The organism is Cognatiyoonia sp. IB215182 (assembly GCF_033963905.1).
Lineage (GTDB): Bacteria > Pseudomonadota > Alphaproteobacteria > Rhodobacterales > Rhodobacteraceae > Yoonia.
The window spans coordinates 39424-58226 of sequence record NZ_JAXBMB010000014.1 but is presented as its reverse complement, the minus strand read 5'-3'; the positions used below and the strand labels follow the sequence as shown (position 1 = coordinate 58226).

The following is an 18803-nucleotide window of genomic DNA, read 5'->3' as shown; positions in this document are numbered from 1 at the left end:
CATGAGCCTTCTGGAAATCGAAAACCTCTCGGTCACCTTCACCACCGCCGACGGCGATGTGAATGCGGTGAACGGCGTGACGTTCAACATCGATAAGGGTGAAACGCTAGCGATCGTGGGGGAATCCGGGTCGGGCAAAAGCCAGACCGCCTTTGCCGCAATGGGCCTTCTGGCCAAGAACGGGCGCGCCTCTGGCATAGCGCGATTTGACGGCAAGGATCTGTTGTCGATGAGCCAGCGCGAATTCAACAAGATTCGCAGCAAAGACATGGCGATGATCTTTCAGGATCCGATGACATCGCTGAACCCCTATCTGCGGGTGAGTGATCAGATGGCAGAGGTGTTGATGCTGCATCAGGGCATCAGCAAATCCAAGGCGGTGAAAGAGGCCGTGCGCCTGCTTGACGCAGTGCGCATCCCCGATGCAGCGACGCGCGTGACGATGTATCCGCATGAGTTTTCCGGCGGCATGCGCCAGCGGATCATGATCGCGATGTCGCTTCTCTGTCAGCCGCGCCTTTTGATCGCGGATGAACCAACGACGGCGCTTGATGTCACCGTGCAGGCGCAGATCATGCAAGTGCTTGCCGATGTGCGCAACGACTTTGGCACCGCCGTCATCCTGATCACCCATGACCTAGGGATCGTGGCAGGCTTCTGTGATCGCACGCTGGTCATGTATGGCGGTCAAATTATGGAAGAAGGGCCAACTGACGATATCTTCGCCGATCCGACCCATCCTTATACGAGCGGTTTGCTCAAGGCCGTGCCGCGCCTGGACAAGGAAACCGCAACACTCTCGACCATCGCCGGTGAACCACCTGATATGTCGCACCTGCCGCCGGGCTGCCCATTCTCACCCCGCTGCGCGCAGATCCTTGGGAATTGCCGCGCCGAACGTCCGGCGCTCACAACCCACGGCACCCGGCGCCGCGCCTGCCATCTGCCACTGAAAGAGGTGGCATGATGGGCCCGCTTCTTTCTGTCCGCAACCTCTCGGTCACATTTGACGTCCGCCCGCCGGGGGCTTGGCCTTGGACACCATCGCTGAAACTGCACGCGGTTTCCGAAGTGTCATTCGATCTGCAACCGGGCGAATGCCTTGGCATTGTGGGTGAGTCCGGCTCCGGCAAATCCACCATCGCCCGGGCTGTTGTCGGCACGATCCCCTCATCAGGTGGCAACATCTTCTTCGAAGATCAGGACCTTGCCAATATGGACGTGCGCCAACGTCGTGTGCACAGGCGCGACGTGCAGATGATCTTTCAGGACCCGCTTGCGGCGCTGAACCCGCGCATGACGGTCGGTGAGATCATTGCAGAGCCGCTGATCACGCATGAACCGAACACATCCCGGCAGGAAGTGAAACGGCGCGTTGGCGAATTGATGGAGCGGGTGGGACTTTTGCCCAACCTCATCAACCGCTACCCGCATGAGTTCTCGGGCGGGCAATGCCAACGGATCGGCATCGCGCGGGCACTGATCCTCCGGCCAAAGCTCATTATCTGCGACGAACCCGTTTCGGCCCTCGACGTGTCGGTACAGGCGCAGGTCATCAACCTTTTGATGGAATTGCAGCGCGATATGGGCCTGTCGATGATCTTTATCGCCCATGATCTGAGCGTTGTGAAACATATCAGCGACCGGGTGCTGGTGCTCTATCTGGGTCGTGTGATGGAGACGGCAGAAAGCCACAAGCTGACCACGACACCAGAGCATCCTTACAGCCAGGCCCTGATTTCCTCGGTCCCGATTCCCGACCCGGTGCTGGAGCGCGCTAGGCCCCGGCCCATTCTGGAAGGGGAACTGCCCTCACCGCTTCGCCCGCCGTCAGGTTGCGTGTTCCGCACGCGTTGCCCCAAGGTGCAGCCCTCCTGCGCGGAAGCACGCCCCGCACTGGAAGACATTGGCGACCGTCACTTCGTGGCCTGCCCCTATCATGAGGCGCAACATGTTCTGGTGGCTGAGGCGTGATGGCCTAGACCGTCACGCGCCGGCAGGATCACTGGATCGGAATCCAGACCTCAACCTCACCCCGGCCCGTTTCGACATCGAACCTTTTGTCATAAAGCTCAAACTCCGGCGCCGGTCGCGGCTCTAACCCCGCATCTGGCAGCGCCTTGTTCCAGATCGTGTAGACTGTCTTGGGAAAGTCCGCGATATGGCCCTTATGGGTGAAGACCGCGTATTTGCCGTCCGGCAACGCGATCTCTTCCATCCCGGCCGGAATACCCGCATCAGAAGGTGCCGCGACACCCGCAACATATCTGAAATGTCCCTGCTCACCCGCGGCACAGCACACGCCATAGGCGCAATCCCCAATGATATCGCCGATCTCATCTTCACGCGCGTTAAACTGCTGCCACAACGTTGCCAGCGCGGCATTGTCATCAAAGCTCGCCTGTTTGCCGAGGCCGATCACACGAAAAGCTGGCCGCGTTTTGGTCACCGGCGGCGGGACGTCAACGATCATCTCTTTTTGCATCTTCAAAGGCTCCATCAAGGTCAGGTTGTGAACAGATCGCGCATGTCGCACACTTTGGGGCGTCACCCCGAAATAGGCGACAAAGGCACGTGTGAAAGCCGCATGGGAATTGTATTGCGCATCAAGCGCGATTGAGAGCACATCCTGATCACCCCGTGCCAGGTACCCAGCCGCAACACTCAGCCGTCGTGCCCGCAAATAGGCCATGGGCGAAAGCCCCGCAGCAATCTGAAAGCTGCGCGCCATATGATACGGGCTGACCGCACAAACCTGTGCCAGATCACGCAGGCCGACCGGTTGGTGCAACCGCATCTCAACCTGCCAGATGAGTTTGTTCAGGATCGACATCTCTTTGTGCCCTGCGACATTCACAACCCGGTTCTGCACTAATGGCACAGAGGCTGCTTGATCAGTCTTGCGGGATTGTATCGGGACCAGAGGGCAGATCGCAATCGGGGGCCACCCGCCATACTGGCAAAAGGTGCGTTACCGGTTCCCATGCTCGCATAGCCATGCTTTGTTGCGACCAAAACAAGGGATCTAGCACGTGCTTGATATCGACGAACTCCGCGCCGACACGCCGGGTTGCAGAAACGTCCTGCATTTCAACAATGCGGGCGCCTCGCTCATGCCGAAGCCGGTTTTTGACGCGCTCCAGAGGGTGCTGCGTGACGAAAATGAGGTCGGCGGGTACGAGGCCGAACGGCGCGCGCAGGACGACATCCAAGCCTTCTATACCGAGTTTGCAGCACTTCTGAACGCTGAACCTGATGAGATTGCCTTTGTCGAAAACGCCACCCGCGCCTGGGACATGGCGTTTTACGGACTGTATCTGAAACCGGGCGACAGGGTGATCACCCACGGCTCCGAATATGCCTCCAACTATCTGGCCCTTTTGCAACAATCGCGACGGCTGGGTTTTGAGATTGATCTGGTGCCCTCTGATCCAACCGGTCAGATCGATGTGGTCGCGCTTGAGGATATGATCACCCCGCAGACCCGATTGATCGCGATCACCCATGTGCCAACACAAGGTGGTCTTGTGAACCCGGCCTCAGAAGTGGGGCGGGTCGCACGCAATCACAATGTGCTCTACTTGCTCGACGCCTGCCAATCGGTCGGGCAAATTGATGTGGATGTGGCCGAGATCGGCTGTGACATTCTGTCAGGCACAGGGCGCAAGTTCTTGCGCGGTCCACGCGGCACCGGGTTTCTTTACGTCCGGCGCGGGATCCTCGATCAGATTGACCCGCCATTCATTGATCTTCACTCTGCGCAGTGGACCGGGACGGACAGTTTTGAATTTGCCGCCGGTGCGAAACGGTTTGAGAACTGGGAAAGCTATGTCGCGGGCCGCGTGGGACTGATGGAGGCCGTGCGATATGCCAGACATGTCGGTCTCGGCAATATCGAGCGGCGTGTGACGCAACTGGCGCAAGACCTGCGGGCCGCACTCAGTGACGTTGCAGGGGTTCAACTGCACGATCTGGGTCAACGCAAATGCGGCATTGTGACCTTCACCAAGGATGGGATCACCCCCAAAGCCCTCGCCGACGCGTTGCGTACTGGTGGGATCAACGTCTCCGTCTCGCCCATTACCTGCGCCCGTCTTGATCTTGAGGCGCGAGATCTACAGGCGCTGACGCGGGCATCGGTGCACTACTTCAACACGGCAGATGAAATTGAAAGATTTGTGGATGCCGTGAAGGTAGCTTGAGGAGAACCCCGCAACAGTCGGAGCTAAACCGCAATTGCCGCCTTGCTGCTGATCAACCGATACCTTGACGATGAAAGCATCTGAAAGCGAGATATCCGATGCCCCCTGACACACCGACGCTCCATCTTGTTTGCGGCAAAATTGCTGCGGGGAAATCGACGCTATGCACCCATCTCGCCCAAGCGGGCGGAACTATTCTGGTGTCCGAGGATCAGTGGCTACACACCCTCTACAGCGATGAGATGAAGACGATTGCGGACTTTGTGCGCTGCTCTGCAAAGTTGCGGCAGGCGATGACGCCTCATGTGATCGATCTGCTTAAGGCGGGACTGTCCGTGGTCCTGGATTTTGCCGCGAATACGGTCGAAGCGCGCACCTGGATACGACAGATCATCGCGCAATCAGGCGCCGACCATCAGTTGCACTTGCTTGATCCCCCGGATCACGTCTGCCTTGCGCGGCTGAAAGCGCGCAACGCGAAAGGTGATCATCCCTTTCACGTAACCACGTCAGATTTTGAGAAGGTCACGAAGCATTTCCAGCCACCAACGCCGGATGAAGGCTTTAACATCGTCGTGCATGACGTTCCGGGTTAGCCAATCTAAACACTGCATACCCGCGCCTGCCCCAAGAATTCCCCTGCATTTGGGTTGAATTGTTTCTTTAAGCCTCCTTTCACGCCTCATCCTTTAGATCTCGATCCTGGGTGAGAATGAGGGGTCAAGGATGAGTGCTGGATCAAACGCGCCAACCATTATCAAAAAGAAGAAGGTCTCCGGTGGTGATGGTCATCACGGCGGTGCCTGGAAGGTGGCATACGCGGATTTTGTGACCGCGATGATGGCCTTTTTCATGCTCATGTGGCTTTTGAACGCCACGACCGAACAGCAGCGCAAGGGCATTGCCGATTACTTTGCGCCGACCATCTCGATCAGCCGCGTCTCGGGCGGGGGATCGGATGCTTTTGGCGGCGACAACATCTTTACCGAACAGCAACTTGCGCAAAGCGGCACGGGCATCAACCAACCTACAATCGGCATGAACCCAGTGACGGCAGAGCAAGCGGCCGCCGATGCAGCCGAAGCCGCGCAGGTGGCTGCGCTACGCGATATCGAGGCGGTGTTGCTTGGCGTCGGTGGCGAAAGCCTTTTGTCAGAGCAGGCACTGCGTCACATCGTGACCCGCCTGACGGATGAAGGATTGGTCATCGAAATCTTTGATCTGCCAAATGCAACGCTGTTTCCGCCCGACAGCGTTGTCCCCAACCCCGTCACAGTCGAGGTTGCCAACATCCTTGCGCGCCTTTTCCAAAGCGTCAGCAACGAGGTCACGGTGACCGGCCACCTTAGCGCCAAATCTGTCGTCCACGTTGAAAACCCGCTTTGGGAACTGTCCATGGGGCGCGCCACGCAAATGCGCCTTTTGCTTGAAGATGGCGGACTGAACCCATTGCGTATCGCGCGCATCTCGGGTGGCGGCGACCGCAATCCAGCCGTGCGCGATGCAACCGCCCCACGCAACAATCGGCTGGAGGTCGTTCTACTCCGCGCTGATCGTTAAGCGAAGTAGCTATTATTTTAGCTATTAGCCGGACGTTAAGCCTGCGCGCGTAGAAGGAGAGAAACATACATCATCATCTGGCGCAGAAAGGCTCAACTACATGACGATATCCTCCTCTTTGAATGCGAGTGTTGCAGGGCTGGCAGCGAATGCGTCTCGTCTCGCGACGATCTCGGACAACATCTCGAATTCATCGACCTTTGGGTACAAACGTGCAGTGACCGACTTTGAGTCGATGGTGATTGAAAGCGGGCGCGGCACCTACTCTGCCGGCGGTGTCCGCACCACGACGTCGCGCCTGATTGATGAAAGGGGCGCGCTGGTTTCAACCTCCAATCCAACGGATCTAGCCGTGCGCGGCCGCGGTATGTTGCCAGTGACATCTGAGACATCAGTTGCCGTTGCCAACGGTGAAAACCCGCTGTTTCTGACGACTACCGGTTCATTCCGTCCTGATGCGCAAGGTTACCTACGCAGTCCGGGCGGGCTTGTACTGCTGGGTGTTCCGGCACTGGCGGATGGATCCATCCCTAACTATCCACGCGATTCCATTGATGGCCTTGTTCCGGTTCAGATCAATGCAAACCAGTTTGCTGGCGAGGCAACAACCCGCGTTGATCTTTCTGTCAACCTGCCAGCGACCTCCACGCGTGAGGGGGCTCCGGGGGACAGTGAATCGCTCTCTGTGGAATACTTCGACAATCTCGGCGCGTCATCGAACCTTAGCTTCACTTTCACGCCAACTGTACCGGCCAACGGCGCCTCTAATGAATGGACCATGGAAATCCGCGATAGTGAATCCGATGTCGACGCCAACGGAATTCCTGATGTGGTTGGCGAGTATACTCTGACCTTTGATGCTACACGCGGTGGTGGCGGTACGCTGGCCGCGGTGGCCAACACTGCTGCAGGCATTGGCGGTCCCTATGATCCGGCTACCGGTATTCTGACAATTGCTGTTGATGGCGGCCCTATGGAAATCAACATCGGCGAGATCGGCAGTTCCATCGGTTTGACACAATTGTCTGATGCCTTTGCACCTGTTTCAATTTCGAAGAACGGCACACCGGTGGGCAGCCTGACCTCGGTTGAGGTCGATCAGAACGGATTTGTTCGCGCCTCATTTGATATCGGCATCAACCGCGTCCTCTATCAAATCCCGCTGGTCGATGTGCCCAATGTGAACGGGCTAGAGACGCTTGACCAGCAAAGCTACCGCGTCACACCGGATAGCGGCACATTCTTCCTCTGGGATGCGGGCGATGGTCCGACCGGTGACATTGTGAGCTTCGCACGGGAAGAATCCGCAACTGATGTTGCCGGTGAATTGACAGAACTGATCCAGACCCAGCGGGCCTATTCATCCAATGCGAAGGTAATCCAGACCGTCGATGAGATGCTGCAGGAAACCACAAACATCAAACGCTAACAATTGATCGGATAACCAGGCCATGAGCATCTCAAGCGCCCTGAACAACGCCGTTTCCGGCCTGACCGCAAATGCGCGCATTGCCGAGGTGACGTCCTCAAACCTCGCGAATGCGCTCACGGATGGGTATGGAAGGCGTTCCGTGGATCTGTCGTCCATTCAGGCCGGCAATCGCGGCGGCGGCGTGCGAGTTGATGGGATCACACGGTTTTCGGATGCCGGTCTGCTGGCGGATCGGCGGCTGGCGGATGCTTCTTTGCAAGGTCAGGAACGCAGCACAAGCGCCCTGAACCGCCTCGAGCAGATACTTGGCGGGCCGGAAGATCCGACAAGCATCGGCGCGCGTATCGCCGCATTTGAAAATGCGCTCATCAGTGCCAGCAGTGACCCTGCCTCAGAAATGCGTATGACCACAGCAGTAAATCGGCTGAAAGATGTCACCCAAACTCTGCAGGACAATACACGCACCATCCAGGCCATGCGCCAAGAAGCGGACGCTGCCATTGCCCGTGATATCAACACGCTCAACAGCGCGTTGGAGCAAGTCGCCGCGATGAATGCGGATATCACGCGACTCATCGGCAGCGGCAATGATCCGTCTGCCCTTATTGACGCCCGCCAAAACGTGGTAGATCAGATCGCCGGCATCGTTCCGATCCGCGAAGTACCGCGCGACAGCGGCGCAATCGGCCTTATCACCACCTCTGGAACGACACTTCTCGATGGGCAACCGGTCGTTTTCGAATTCACGCCAACACCCACGATCACCGCCGACATGAGCCTCGCATCCGGGGCGCTGTCGGGTATCTCACGCGATGGAATCCCACTTGATGCGACCACAGGGGTCAGAGGTCTGGACGGCGGCTCGCTTGGCGCGTCGTTTGCCATGCGCGATCAAACACTTGTTGATGTGCAAGACGGGCTTGACAGCATTGCAGTCGACCTCATCGCGCGGTTTCAGGACCCCGCAAATGACCCAACACTCAACCCGGGTGATTTGGGCGTGTTAACAGATTCAGGTGGGGTGCTTGATCTCACCGACACCGTAGGACTTGCTGGCCGGATCACCGTCAATGCGGCAATTGACCCAGCCGCCGGCGGCGACCCAACACTTCTGCGCGACGGCCTCAATGCAGTGGCACCGGGACCAGTCGGAAACAGCGCGCAGCTCAATAACTGGATAGCTGCACTCGATGTTCCTCGCGCCGATTTACCAGGCGCAACCACACAAACAGCAGCTGGGCGGGCAGCAGTGTTTACTGCACAACTTGGTGCAACACGTCTGACCGCCGATGAACAGCTCAGTTTCACCGCAGCACGTTGGGACACCCTGCGCGAGGCAGAACTCGCCAACGGGGTCGACACAGATCTGGAATTGCAAATGCTTTTGCGGATTGAACAAGCTTACGCCGCAAATGCACGGGTAATTCAGACAGCCGAATTCATGCTACAGCGCCTGACGGAGATCTAAGCCATGCCAGTTGTCTCAGTGGGCGACATGTCCCAGCAATTCATTTCGATGCGAAATGGAGGCACTATCAAGACAGAGCTCGCCCGCCTGTCGGAAAGCCTGTCAAACGGTTTGGTCAGTGACGTCACCGAAACACTGGATGGTGACACAACACGTCTTTCGGGCATTAACTACTCTTTGGAGCAGCTTGGCGGCTACGCCCAAGCGGCAGAAGAAACCAGTCAAACACTCGCGAACATTCAGAATGTTCTAGGGCGGCTTGATACTCTGCGCAGTGACAGCAGCGCGCAGCTTCTCCTCATCAATGGCGAGAGTACCATTAACCAAATCGACAACGCAGCGAGAGATGGCGCGCGCGCATTCTCTGTCATGGTCACAACCTTGAACACACAGGTCGCTGATCGTGCGCTTCTTGGCGGCGCCGACGTTACCGGCGCGCCCTTGGCAACAGCAGATGTCATGCTGACGGACCTCCAGGCAACTATCGGAGGTGCCACGGACTTTGCGACAATCGACGCAGCCATTACGACCTGGTTCGATGACCCGGCGGGAGGGTTTGCAACAAACGCTTATCTGGCCGACACAGGCGCACCCGTTGAAAAACGCATCTCCGACACCAGAGCCATTCCGATTGAGGCGCGGGCAGATGATCCGGCCATCCGAGAAACGCTGAAGTCAGCCGCCTATGCAGCTTTGGCCGACAGCCTGCCCGGCCTGGATCGCGACACGAAAGCCGCAATGTTAGAACAGGCAGGCAGAGGCTTATACTCAGCGGCCAGCGACCTGGTATCGTTGCAATCACGCATCGGGACTGCAGAAGCAGAAGTTGAGCAATCTCAGACAGAGACAAACGCACAGCTATCCGCACTTCAGATTGCGCGTAACGACATTGTGCTCGCGGATCCGTTTGAGACTGCATCTCAGCTACAAAGTGTCCAGATCCAACTCGAAACACATTACAGCGTCACGACCCGGCTATCACAGCTGAGCCTACTGAGGTTCATCTGATGCGTTTGCTCTTGGCCCTTGTTTTCAGCGCGTTGATGGCAATTCCAACGCTGAGCGCAGCCACGCCCATCCGCATCAAGGACCTCGTCGAATTCGATGGCGTGCGTTCCAATGATTTGGTCGGTTATGGCTTGGTTGTCGGGTTGAACGGCACCGGTGACGGCTTACGGAACTCGCCTTTTACTGAGGAAATCCTGAGCAACATTCTTGAACGGTTAGGCGTCAATGTTACCGGGGAACAGTTTCGCCCCAGAAACGTCGCTGCGGTCCTTGTCACTGCGAGCTTACCGCCCTTCGCAAGGGCGGGCAGTCCCGTCGATGTCACCGTTTCCGCCATAGGCGATGCCAGTAGCCTGCTTGGTGGAACCTTGATCATGACACCGCTAAACGCGGCTGATGGCGACATCTATGCGGTTGCTCAAGGAACGATTATTGCAGGCGGAGCGGCCGCCGCGGGAGATGGTGCAGCGGTCGTACAAGGTGTACCAACATCGGGGGTCATACCGTCCGGTGCCACCGTTGAGCGAGAGGTTGCGTTCGACTTCTCAAATATGACCGACTTACGCCTTGCACTCCGCACGCCTGATTTCACCACCGCCGCGCGAATTGAACAGGCCATAAACCAGAACTTCACACGGCCCGTTGCCATTATGCTGGATGCGGGTACCGTGGAGCTCGACATCGTCGCGACGCAAATGCGATCACCCGCACATGCTTTGGGACGTATCGAAAACATCCTGGTTGAACCCGAACGACGCGCCCGGGTCGTTGTGGATCAGCGCTCCGGCACAATTGTCATGGGAGAAGATGTCCGCATTGATCGCGTTGCCGTCAGCCAGGGCAATCTGACGCTCCGCATTCAGGAAACACCGCTGGTTTCGCAACCCAACCCCTTCTCTCCCGGAGAGACCGTCGTTGTACCCCGTACAGATGCAAACATTATTGAAGAGCCAGGCATCGGGCTCGCTGAAATCCGCGAAGGCACATCTCTCAGCGACGTTGTGGCAGGGCTGAACGCGCTAGGTGTCGCGCCTCGTGATATGATTGACATTCTCAAGAGCATCAAGGCAAGCGGCGCGCTGCACGCGGAGTTCATTGTCCGCTAGAGGACAGAGCACGATCGACCGACATGCACGGATCTCACAAGTCCCAATTGGCGAGATTACGCCTCATATTGCAGTTGCCCGCTTGAAATGAAAGGTTGGAGCAACGCGAAAGAAATTCAATTACCGCCGAGAAGTTGCGGCAATATCAATCCTTGCCCTTAAGACCGTCAGAGAACAAACTGCATAAGTCACTTCGGTTTTGGTCAAAACGGTTCCTATTTCCTGTCACTCATTTGCGCGCTGTAGGATCCTGAAAACTATTGAGCCGATCCAGCGACCCGCAGCACACCCATAACCAGCGAGTGCATTTCGGACAGGAGTACGGCTTGCTGGCGACCCCGGCAGGATTCGAACCTGCAACCTGCCCCTTAGGAGGGGGCTGCTCTATCCAGTTGAGCCACGGGGCCGTGCCCGCGTTGAATGCCCGGGTTTTGTGTGCTGGTCAACGACCCTGGTGTTTCAGACGAAAGCACAAGTCGACCTCGCACGAGCTTTGGGCAGCTGCAAACGTTGTGGCCAAGCTGGGCGAACGCGGATATGAATAACCTGGCAATGAACAGGACAATAACGTGAGCAGCAAGATCAGGCGCCCGCTGACGCTTCGGGATGTTTCAGAAGCTTCTGGCGTGAGTGAGATGACGGTCAGCCGAGTGCTGCGAAATAAGGGTGATGTCAGCAGCGCTACACGTCAAAAGGTGCAGGATGCCGCCAAGCGTCTTGGCTACGTCCCAAACAAGATCGCCGGAGCACTTGCGTCGCAACGCGTCAATCTTGTCGCGGTCATCATCCCGTCTTTGGGTAACATGGTCTTCCCCGAAGTCTTATCAGGCATCTCGGAAACATTGGAAAACACCGGCCTGCAACCCGTTGTTGGCGTGACGGATTATCTTCCCGAAAAGGAAGAGAAGGTCCTGTTCGAGATGCTGTCCTGGCGGCCGTCTGGCGTGATTATCGCGGGGCTTGAACACTCAGACGCCTCGCAGGCCATGCTGCAGCAAGCCGGCATTCCTGTCGTCGAAATCATGGACATTGATGGCGAACCGATTGACACCTGCGTGGGCATTTCGCACCGCCGGGCCGGACGCAAAATGGCAGAAGAAATCATTGCAGCCGGTTATCAACGCATCGGCTTCATGGGGACCAAGATGCCGCTTGACCATCGCGCGCGCAAACGGTTCGAAGGGTTTACCCGCACACTGGCCAAGGCCGGGATCGAGATCGCCGATCAGGAGTTTTACTCCGGCGGATCCGCATTGGCCAAAGGGCGCGAGATGACAGCCAAGATGATTGCCCGGACCCCGGATCTGGATTTTCTCTATTACTCCAACGACATGATTGGTGCGGGCGGTCTTTTGTACCTGCTTGAACAAGGTATCGACGTGCCTGGCAAGGTTGGTTTGGCCGCCTTTAACGGTGTCGAATTGCTTGATGGCCTGCCGCGGCAATTGGCAACGATGGACGCCTGCCGCCGAGATATCGGGGTGAAGGCCGCACAAGTGATCGCGGCCCGCAACAAAGGTGAAGACACCGGAGAGGGGCCAATTATCGCATTGGACCCTACCCTTTCACCGGGCGACACGTTGCGTCGCACCAAACACCAAACCTGAAGCCAAGGGCGCGACGGCCCACTGTCATAGCCCGAGTTTCGAGTTCCGGTCATAGGCGACAGCGACGTTGTTCATCCGTGCCTCAATGCCCAAGAATGCAAAATAGACACGCTGTCGGTCAGCCGCGCTGATAACCTCACCGGCCTGTGCCTGCGCGATGAAAGGCTGAATTGCCGCCCATTCTTCGACAACAAATTGAAGTCCCTCGGCAATTCTCTCGGTTGGCGGCGGACGCACGCCCACGCTTGGTAATCCATTGCGGAGCGCAGTCAGTGTGTCACCAAACAGGGCGCTCGCCTCCGCAAGATCGGCCTTGGCGGTATCAACGTTGATGCCCGCCGCAATGAGGCACATGTCCTTCGACATCTGGGCGGCAAGCATCCGCTGCCGACCGGAAAGATCGATCAGCAATGCATCGGCATGCAAAAGCGATACTGGATCAGCGTACTGACCCGTAATCTCGGAGACAAGGATGTTCGCCGTTTCAAGGAGTGGATCACTTTGCGATGCAAGCGTTGCAACCACAGACGCGTCATTGCCAGAGACCTGGATCTGCCGCGCTTGATCAAGCAGCGGCACCCAAGCTTCGTTGAGCTTGTTGATCGTCTGCAATGTCCGCGGCCGCGTCTCCTCGCCAAGGATACCAAGCCTGCGGTTACCGTAAAGCAATGCATCACCGATGCGGTCGAACTGGTCGGCCGAAATCTGGAGCACGGCCTGGCTTTCGCGGACCGTCACGCCAGAATGCACATTGCAGGCGGAACTGATGATGCGCTGGCTCAGCGTTCCAAGCTGTCCGGCAACGTTGATGCGCTCGCTCGCGCCGACATCTGCGGCAATGTTTTGTGCCGCAACCTGCGTCGAGGCACAAAGAAACAGTGTCAAAGCGAAGAAATACCGCAAACCATCATGGATGCGGTGCGAACGTCGTGTCAGATTTAACATATCCATTCCTTTTGGAATTTGGTCACTCGATCAGAGTTAAAAACAGCAAGACAGAAGCGTGAGTACGCCTCTATCTGCCAGGTCGTTTCCCCATATCATAAGGCAGATACGGGGTTATTTGGGCTAGGCTATTAGTCTTATGCTGGAGACTGGATCCAGACTTCTACACGGCGGTTGATCCGGCGACCTTCGTCACTGGTATTGCATCCAGAGGGTGCAATTTCGCCGTAGCCTGCAGACGCGAATGTCACGTTGGACAGGCGGCTACCGCCAGCCTCGCGCACCTCGTCAGCGACTTGCGCAGCACGCGACCGCGACAGGTCAAGGTTGCCGTCAAACTGGCCAACATCGTCGGTAAAGCCAACCATCATGACCTGAGTTCCTGCGGGCTGTGCTGCCAGATAATCGATCAGACGGTCCTTATCGATACGTCCACGCTCATCCAGTTGAGAAGAGCCGGTACGGAAGCGGAAGGTGGTCGACAGACGGTCATAGCCTACCATCAGGTCCAGCATGTCGCGCATGATGCCTGCTTCGTAAGGGTCAGCAGCCGCATCCAGTAGTGCACGCGCCCGATCCCCATCAGAGGATTGCGGACGGCGGTCAACGGCAAAGCCGATAAAGCCTGCTTTACCGATCAGACTGTCGGCCTCTTCAGAGGTCGCATAGTTGATGAAATCGGTTGTGCGATCCGACGCGGTGTCTTCACGGGTGTAAAGATAAAGACGACGCTGCAGCGCATATTCTTCGGTCCGTGCCGAGAAGGCGTCGGGCGCCATCGCGATCCCACATTCGTTCACAAGGCTCAGCGCATTTGCGCCACGCTGGAACGCGTAACCGACATAGCCAATCGCGCCATCGGTCTGATTGACGATTTGCGAAACTTCACTGTTCGTTCCGGCAATCACCAGACCGGCTGGGTTCGCCAGGCCAGTTTCACCAAAGATACGCTCTTCAAAAACGGCACGCGTACCTGTGTCTTCAGCCCGTGCGACGACCGTGATCGGCATGTCTGGCCCGCCAAGTTCAGACCAGTTCGTCACCTGCCCCGAATAGACCTGACGCACCTGTTCTGTGGTCAGCGTCTCAACCGGATTGCTGGGGTTGGTAATCATCACCAGACTGTCGATTGCAACGATATGTTCTTGCGATGGGCTAACCATGTTGCCCGCGCCTGCGCTGCGAAGCGCCCGCGCCTCGTCAGGAACAATGCGGCGTGACGACATGCCAACTTCGATTTCACCATCAAGAAGCTGCGAGAATGCGTCGCTTGATCCGGTCGAGTTCACGAGGATCGAAGCAAGCTCATCCCCGAACCCCTGATCGCCAACAAGCTCTGCGATCACATCGTCACCGTTACCGGTGTTCACCAGCGTCGCGGCGGCATCGATCGAACCTGCATAGCCTTCCAGCAACAAAGGCATCAGACCAAGGCCAACGGTATCCGAACCACCAATTTTTACGTCAGCGTCACCGCCGCCCAAATCAGGACAGGCCGCCCCTTCACACTGTACGCGGCTGGCGGACACCCGCAGCTCGCCCAGTGCTGTCGCGATGACGTAGGAGTTGTCGCGAAAATCGACGAACTCACCTGTCATGTTGACCGTGCCATCGCTGGATCTCAGTGTGACTTCCTGGGCGACCGCTACGCTTGAAAACGTCAGGGCACCAACCAGCGTCAGCATGCCCAGCGCAGTACTGTTCCACTTATTCGTCATCATCTACTCCTATCCGGGGTGTTGGAGCTTTGGTTCGTGACTGCGACAGCCAAGGAACATCCCGCAACCCAGGGTTCAACTGTTTACATTGTATCTTTATGGCTCAGTAATTGTGCACAAATTTGGGCAAATTTTTTCCAATACAGGGGCAACAAGCGAAAAAGTTGCGATAAAGTTAACAATTCGATTACGAGGAGACGAGAGATAGGGGCGTAGTATCAACCCGCTGATCACGCTGCCGATTTGTAGCGTCAACCCTCAGATCATACGAATGACATCTTTATCGATCGCCAGAACATAACCCTTTCGGGCGATGTTCTTGACCAAAAGTTCGCTCATCATCTGATTTCCCAGTGTATCACGCAGCCGCTTGATTCGCGTGGCTCCGGCGGCTTCGTCACAATCGGCGGCATTGCGGCCCGAGATCACACCTTCGATCTCGGCCCCCGTCAGCACTTCATCATCCATCCGCGCCTCGGCTAGCACGGCCAACGTCTCAATCGCGGCATCAGTCAGTTTGAACTCAAAATCGTTCAGATAGACGGCCTTCTGGTCGCGACTGATCGTTAGTGAGTTCACCTCGATCCCCTGCCGTTCGATCCGACCCATACGGCGGTTCAACGCGATCAGCATCACAAGAAACGCAACAGCAGCAATCAGCAGGGCTGTCGCAAAAACCAGCAGAACAAAAATGATAAAGCGGTACGACACGAGCGTGTCTGAGAACGCCGTGCCTGATTGCGCGAGAATTTCGAGCAGCTTGATTTCCGCATTGCCGGTCAGCGTGTCGTTTTCGATGAACAACCGCTCAACCCTGGCATTAAAGGCATTGGCGTCCGGCAGGTTGATAAACAGAAGTACCGCGGTAATGGCCAGGATCGCGACAATCGCCGCAATCCCGGCAATGACGATTCGGCTGCCAATTTCACGTGCTTCAGTAGCGGAGGAAGTATTCACCTGCGCTGTCCCTTCTTTGATCCAGACCAGCATCATCAAAGACGCTGACAACATTCAACAGCTGCCATCCATCACGGGCGAGCGCTGAACGCAACTGATCTGCGGCATTGCGGGCACTGCAATCGCCACGCACCTCAACAACGCCGTAATGTAGGCGCAACGGGTTGTCCCGCTTGGCCTTGTAATCGGCGTAACAGGCGGCGTGGGCCATACCGGCGCTCAGCCAAAAGATCAGAAATGTGGAACAAAGCTTTTTCATGATCTCAGTTGGCCCACGCGCACCATGATATTCAATAACGTCTCATGTTATCGCGCCTGACATCGCATAACCATCCCTCGTTATTGTTTGGCTGATCAGGTTCCCGCCAATCTGTCCCCAATCACCGTCCCCAGCACGTGTTGAAAGGAAACATGATGAAAAAGCACCTGATCGCAGCAGTTGCCAGCCTGTCGCTGGTGGGCGCGTCACCCGCAACCGCCCAGAACTTCGACCGCGAGGATCTTGGCAAACTCCTGATCGGGCTCGCCGCAGTGGCCGTGATTGGCGCCGCGATCGAGGAGAACCGCGACCGTGACAGCGGCACGCGCGTTCACGACAACCACAGTGGCGGCATCAACCGCAACAACAGCTGGTCTGACCTCGGAAACCGCAATGATTGGTCAAACCACAACAGCAGAAACCGCCATGTGTTGCCGCGCCAGTGCTTTCGCAATGTCGAAACCCGCTTTGGCACCACGCGCATGTTCGGCCAACGCTGTCTTGAGCGGAACTACCGCTATGTAAACAGCCTGCCGGGCCGCTGCGCCGTGCGCGTCTACACCGATGACGGTCCTCGCCGCGGCTTCGATCCGCTTTGCCTGCGCGAACGCGGCTACCGAGCTGACTGACGCTTAACCCGTCAGACAGATGCGCGGGCACTTTGCCCCGGTTACCGCGCAAGAATCGGGCGATGCTGTCTCAGATAAGAAAGCCCTAACCAAGAGAGACGCAAAGCCCGACAGGGGCAGAGAGGTTGGACATGGCTCTCTGCCCCTTTTTTGATGATTTGCGTGACCAGGTTGTCCACAAAGGCGCATGGATCAACGCATGGCCCTGCGCGCCTGCGACATCTCATCTTTTATAACATGAAGATCAGCGATGTACTTGTTTTGCTTGGCAAGCGAGACCTCCGGTGTCCCCAGCGCCTTGCCTGCGTCGAGCATTAGTATGGTAGCAAATTTTTCCAAAAATTCCTCTGTGTTCCGCACCATGATGTCGTTGGACAGACGTAAAGTCTTGGTGGAGACGTCCACCATTTGAACACTCCCGTCGGATGATATTGGTGTGTCAGCCTCGCGCTGAACATCAATATGCCACCCCGCTTGCTTCAATGCGTCCAAATACTTCACCAGTGTCGGCGATTGAATAATGGTGTTCTTCGCGTCCTTCGAGAGATCACGCGAGTTCACTTGCATCATGTCACTTAAAGTATCGATGTTTGCTGTCAGCTTTTCCAATGTGATGCCATTTGCAGGAAATTTGGCATCCGAGCGTTCCGTGCCTGCGGTGCCGGGCGCCGATGGAGGACGCGTAATCATGCTCTGTGAAATTTGACGGTTGGGTGAGGAAATCGACCCTGCCAATCGATCCGACCCAGACCTCATGTAGTCGCGTCTTGATGGCGGCTTGAGTTCTTGCAACTTGTTTAAGTTCTTATACATGTCGTCGCCAAGCTTCTTTACTTTGTCACTTGTGCTCTTCACGTCCGCCACTTTTTGCGACAATGCCTCTTCTTTGTCTGATGATGTTGATCGGCTGAACGGCGAAAACGACTGCATAAAGTTTGATAACTTCGCGGCAATACTACTGAAGAAGCTTTCAACCCGAGCACGCATTGACTTGGGTGGAGTTGGCGGCGTTGCGCTGTCGAAAGCCTCAAATTCGTTAACACCAATCATTGCACGCGTTTTCGATGCAGAACCCGATGCAATGCGATCAATCGTTCCGGCAAGTTCCGCACCGGTGGTTGTTCCTACTCCATTTACTGCCATGCGACGCTCCTGATTAATCGATCTGTGATTGGGGTAGCGCGATCAGATCGCTGGCGTTGTGCTAAAAGCTACTGCGCTGCGGACAATCTCATGGCGGGCTGCGTAAGGGGTATCGTAAGCCGAATACGAGTCAGCACTGCTAGCGTGTTCCCTGCGGGATGGCTCCCATCTATGCGCTTAGACCCTGCGTTTGGTGATGAGCAGATAGGGGCGCAGCAAAACAATTCCCGCAATCGTAATCAGAATGATGCTAACCGCGACCTTCGAGACTATTTCCATCGTGCCTTCGATCAGCAGCGCATGGATCACGCAACCCAGCACGATGATTGCAGCCAGAGCCATATGCGCCGCGCGCCATGTGCGAAAACGCAGGCGCTTACGCCAGATCGCGAGGGTTGCCGTGGCAAAGACCGCCCACATCGCCATCACACCCCAGACCGAAAACGGTGTGGGCGAGCGAAACAGAAGCGCATCGACCACATCCGGTGGGCTGGTGATCCATAAACCACCCACATGGATCAGAACGGTCAGAACAAGCGCGCCACCGACCCAGCGATGCACAAGCCGGCCTCGCATGGCGGGCAGCCCCGGCAAAAGCCCCGCCGCCAGTAAAGGCTGCATCACCAGCAATGCCATCGCCAAAACACCCGCAAAGCCCGCGACAATATAGACAGGCTCACGCCATTGCAGCAGTGGAGAGCCCAGCGCCATCGCGACGGGCCACAGGATCACGGCGATCAATGCGCCCCAGATCAAGACAGGGCGCATC

General features: G+C 56.8%; 18 protein-coding genes and 1 tRNA gene. 11 read left to right on the top strand and 8 right to left on the bottom strand.

Annotated elements, in window-relative coordinates; genetic code table 11:
- The first annotated feature begins 1 nt into the window (after position 1).
- Together SLH47_RS22220 and SLH47_RS22215 are read left to right on the top strand one after the other, a co-directional pair.
- On the top strand, positions 2–967 hold the full coding sequence (locus tag SLH47_RS22220) for an oligopeptide/dipeptide ABC transporter ATP-binding protein (RefSeq protein WP_320242774.1): 966 nt from the start codon (positions 2–4) through the stop codon (positions 965–967).
- Positions 967–1974 carry an oligopeptide/dipeptide ABC transporter ATP-binding protein gene (locus SLH47_RS22215; RefSeq protein ID WP_320242772.1) on the top strand — a complete coding sequence of 336 codons (1008 nt, stop codon included), beginning with the start codon at positions 967–969 and terminating at the stop codon, positions 1972–1974. The genes SLH47_RS22220 and SLH47_RS22215 overlap by 1 nt, the downstream gene beginning before the upstream one ends.
- A gap of 28 nt (positions 1975–2002) precedes the next feature.
- Here the strand turns inward: SLH47_RS22215 and SLH47_RS22210 are convergent, their stop codons facing one another.
- Positions 2003–2881: an AraC family transcriptional regulator gene (locus tag SLH47_RS22210; RefSeq protein WP_320242770.1), complete on the bottom strand. Its 879-nt coding sequence runs from the start codon at positions 2879–2881 to the stop codon at positions 2003–2005.
- A 151-nt stretch (positions 2882–3032) separates the two neighbouring features.
- Between SLH47_RS22210 and SLH47_RS22205 the strand changes: the two genes are divergently transcribed.
- The 7 genes from SLH47_RS22205 (at position 3033) to SLH47_RS22175 (ending at position 10776) form a co-directional block, all read left to right on the top strand.
- A complete protein-coding gene (locus tag SLH47_RS22205) occupies positions 3033–4202 on the top strand; it encodes an aminotransferase class V-fold PLP-dependent enzyme (RefSeq protein WP_320242768.1) in 1170 nt (389 codons plus the stop codon).
- Positions 4203–4300: 98 nt separating this feature from the next.
- Entirely contained in the window at positions 4301–4798 is a 498-nt protein-coding gene (locus SLH47_RS22200) for an ATP-binding protein (protein ID WP_320242766.1), read from the top strand.
- Between the two features lie 130 nt (positions 4799–4928).
- Positions 4929–5762, top strand: coding sequence for a flagellar motor protein MotB (locus SLH47_RS22195; protein WP_320242764.1), 834 nt, complete (start codon positions 4929–4931; stop codon positions 5760–5762).
- A 100-nt stretch (positions 5763–5862) separates the two neighbouring features.
- A complete protein-coding gene (locus tag SLH47_RS22190) occupies positions 5863–7191 on the top strand; it encodes a flagellar hook-basal body complex protein (RefSeq protein WP_320242762.1) in 1329 nt (442 codons plus the stop codon).
- Between the two features lie 22 nt (positions 7192–7213).
- Positions 7214–8662, top strand: coding sequence for a flagellar hook-associated protein FlgK (flgK, locus tag SLH47_RS22185; protein WP_320242761.1), 1449 nt, complete (start codon positions 7214–7216; stop codon positions 8660–8662).
- A 3-nt stretch (positions 8663–8665) separates the two neighbouring features.
- Positions 8666–9670: a flagellin gene (locus SLH47_RS22180; protein WP_320242760.1), complete on the top strand. Its 1005-nt coding sequence runs from the start codon at positions 8666–8668 to the stop codon at positions 9668–9670.
- The gene (locus tag SLH47_RS22175; RefSeq protein ID WP_320242758.1) at positions 9670–10776 is read left to right on the top strand and encodes a flagellar basal body P-ring protein FlgI; all 1107 of its coding nucleotides are present in this window, start codon (positions 9670–9672) and stop codon (positions 10774–10776) included. The genes SLH47_RS22180 and SLH47_RS22175 overlap by 1 nt, the downstream gene beginning before the upstream one ends.
- Positions 10777–11106: 330 nt before the next feature.
- Here SLH47_RS22175 and SLH47_RS22170 read toward each other — a convergent pair.
- Positions 11107–11183: transfer RNA gene (locus tag SLH47_RS22170), tRNA-Arg, on the bottom strand.
- A 162-nt stretch (positions 11184–11345) separates the two neighbouring features.
- Between SLH47_RS22170 and SLH47_RS22165 the strand changes: the two genes are divergently transcribed.
- Positions 11346–12383 (top strand): LacI family DNA-binding transcriptional regulator, encoded by a 1038-nt coding sequence (locus SLH47_RS22165; protein ID WP_320242756.1) that lies wholly within the window; start codon positions 11346–11348, stop codon positions 12381–12383.
- Between the two features lie 24 nt (positions 12384–12407).
- Here SLH47_RS22165 and SLH47_RS22160 read toward each other — a convergent pair whose 3' ends face one another.
- The 4 genes from SLH47_RS22160 to SLH47_RS22145 form a co-directional block, all read right to left on the bottom strand.
- The gene (locus tag SLH47_RS22160) at positions 12408–13328 is read right to left on the bottom strand and encodes a type IV pili methyl-accepting chemotaxis transducer N-terminal domain-containing protein (protein ID WP_320242754.1); all 921 of its coding nucleotides are present in this window, start codon (positions 13326–13328) and stop codon (positions 12408–12410) included.
- A gap of 137 nt (positions 13329–13465) precedes the next feature.
- Positions 13466–15046 (bottom strand): phosphate ABC transporter substrate-binding/OmpA family protein, encoded by a 1581-nt coding sequence (locus SLH47_RS22155; RefSeq protein ID WP_320242753.1) that lies wholly within the window; start codon positions 15044–15046, stop codon positions 13466–13468.
- Between the two features lie 258 nt (positions 15047–15304).
- The gene (locus SLH47_RS22150) at positions 15305–16036 is read right to left on the bottom strand and encodes a hypothetical protein (protein WP_320242752.1); all 732 of its coding nucleotides are present in this window, start codon (positions 16034–16036) and stop codon (positions 15305–15307) included.
- A complete protein-coding gene (locus SLH47_RS22145) occupies positions 15981–16262 on the bottom strand; it encodes a hypothetical protein (RefSeq protein WP_320242751.1) in 282 nt (93 codons plus the stop codon). Before SLH47_RS22145 ends, SLH47_RS22150 begins: the two co-directional genes overlap by 56 nt.
- A gap of 155 nt (positions 16263–16417) precedes the next feature.
- Between SLH47_RS22145 and SLH47_RS22140 the strand changes: the two genes are divergently transcribed.
- Positions 16418–16891, top strand: a complete 474-nt coding sequence (locus tag SLH47_RS22140) for a hypothetical protein (protein ID WP_320242750.1) — start codon at positions 16418–16420, stop codon at positions 16889–16891.
- Positions 16892–17083: 192 nt separating this feature from the next.
- Here SLH47_RS22140 and SLH47_RS22135 read toward each other — a convergent pair whose 3' ends face one another.
- Both SLH47_RS22135 and SLH47_RS22130 read right to left on the bottom strand, forming a co-directional pair.
- Positions 17084–18034 (bottom strand): hypothetical protein, encoded by a 951-nt coding sequence (locus SLH47_RS22135; protein WP_320242748.1) that lies wholly within the window; start codon positions 18032–18034, stop codon positions 17084–17086.
- Positions 18035–18211: 177 nt separating this feature from the next.
- Positions 18212–18802 carry a ferric reductase-like transmembrane domain-containing protein gene (locus tag SLH47_RS22130; RefSeq protein WP_320242746.1) on the bottom strand — a complete coding sequence of 197 codons (591 nt, stop codon included), beginning with the start codon at positions 18800–18802 and terminating at the stop codon, positions 18212–18214.
- Position 18803: the final 1 nt, after the last annotated feature.

What these genes read in the sequence shown, in the direction of transcription:
- SLH47_RS22220 (WP_320242774.1), top strand. Translation starts at nt 2, where the DNA reads ATGAGCCTTCTGGAAATCGAAAACCTCTCGGTCACCTTCACCACCGCC.
- SLH47_RS22215 (WP_320242772.1), top strand. Translation starts at nt 967, where the DNA reads ATGGGCCCGCTTCTTTCTGTCCGCAACCTCTCGGTCACATTTGACGTC.
- SLH47_RS22200 (WP_320242766.1), top strand. Translation starts at nt 4,301, where the DNA reads ATGCCCCCTGACACACCGACGCTCCATCTTGTTTGCGGCAAAATTGCT.
- SLH47_RS22195 (WP_320242764.1), top strand. Translation starts at nt 4,929, where the DNA reads ATGAGTGCTGGATCAAACGCGCCAACCATTATCAAAAAGAAGAAGGTC.
- SLH47_RS22190 (WP_320242762.1), top strand. Translation starts at nt 5,863, where the DNA reads ATGACGATATCCTCCTCTTTGAATGCGAGTGTTGCAGGGCTGGCAGCG.
- flgK (WP_320242761.1), top strand. Translation starts at nt 7,214, where the DNA reads ATGAGCATCTCAAGCGCCCTGAACAACGCCGTTTCCGGCCTGACCGCA.
- SLH47_RS22180 (WP_320242760.1), top strand. Translation starts at nt 8,666, where the DNA reads ATGCCAGTTGTCTCAGTGGGCGACATGTCCCAGCAATTCATTTCGATG.
- SLH47_RS22175 (WP_320242758.1), top strand. Translation starts at nt 9,670, where the DNA reads ATGCGTTTGCTCTTGGCCCTTGTTTTCAGCGCGTTGATGGCAATTCCA.
- SLH47_RS22160 (WP_320242754.1), bottom strand. Translation starts at nt 13,328, where the DNA reads ATGTTAAATCTGACACGACGTTCGCACCGCATCCATGATGGTTTGCGG.
- SLH47_RS22155 (WP_320242753.1), bottom strand. Translation starts at nt 15,046, where the DNA reads ATGACGAATAAGTGGAACAGTACTGCGCTGGGCATGCTGACGCTGGTT.
- SLH47_RS22150 (WP_320242752.1), bottom strand. Translation starts at nt 16,036, where the DNA reads ATGCTGGTCTGGATCAAAGAAGGGACAGCGCAGGTGAATACTTCCTCC.
- SLH47_RS22145 (WP_320242751.1), bottom strand. Translation starts at nt 16,262, where the DNA reads ATGAAAAAGCTTTGTTCCACATTTCTGATCTTTTGGCTGAGCGCCGGT.
- SLH47_RS22140 (WP_320242750.1), top strand. Translation starts at nt 16,418, where the DNA reads ATGAAAAAGCACCTGATCGCAGCAGTTGCCAGCCTGTCGCTGGTGGGC.
- SLH47_RS22135 (WP_320242748.1), bottom strand. Translation starts at nt 18,034, where the DNA reads ATGGCAGTAAATGGAGTAGGAACAACCACCGGTGCGGAACTTGCCGGA.
- SLH47_RS22130 (WP_320242746.1), bottom strand. Translation starts at nt 18,802, where the DNA reads ATGCGCCCTGTCTTGATCTGGGGCGCATTGATCGCCGTGATCCTGTGG.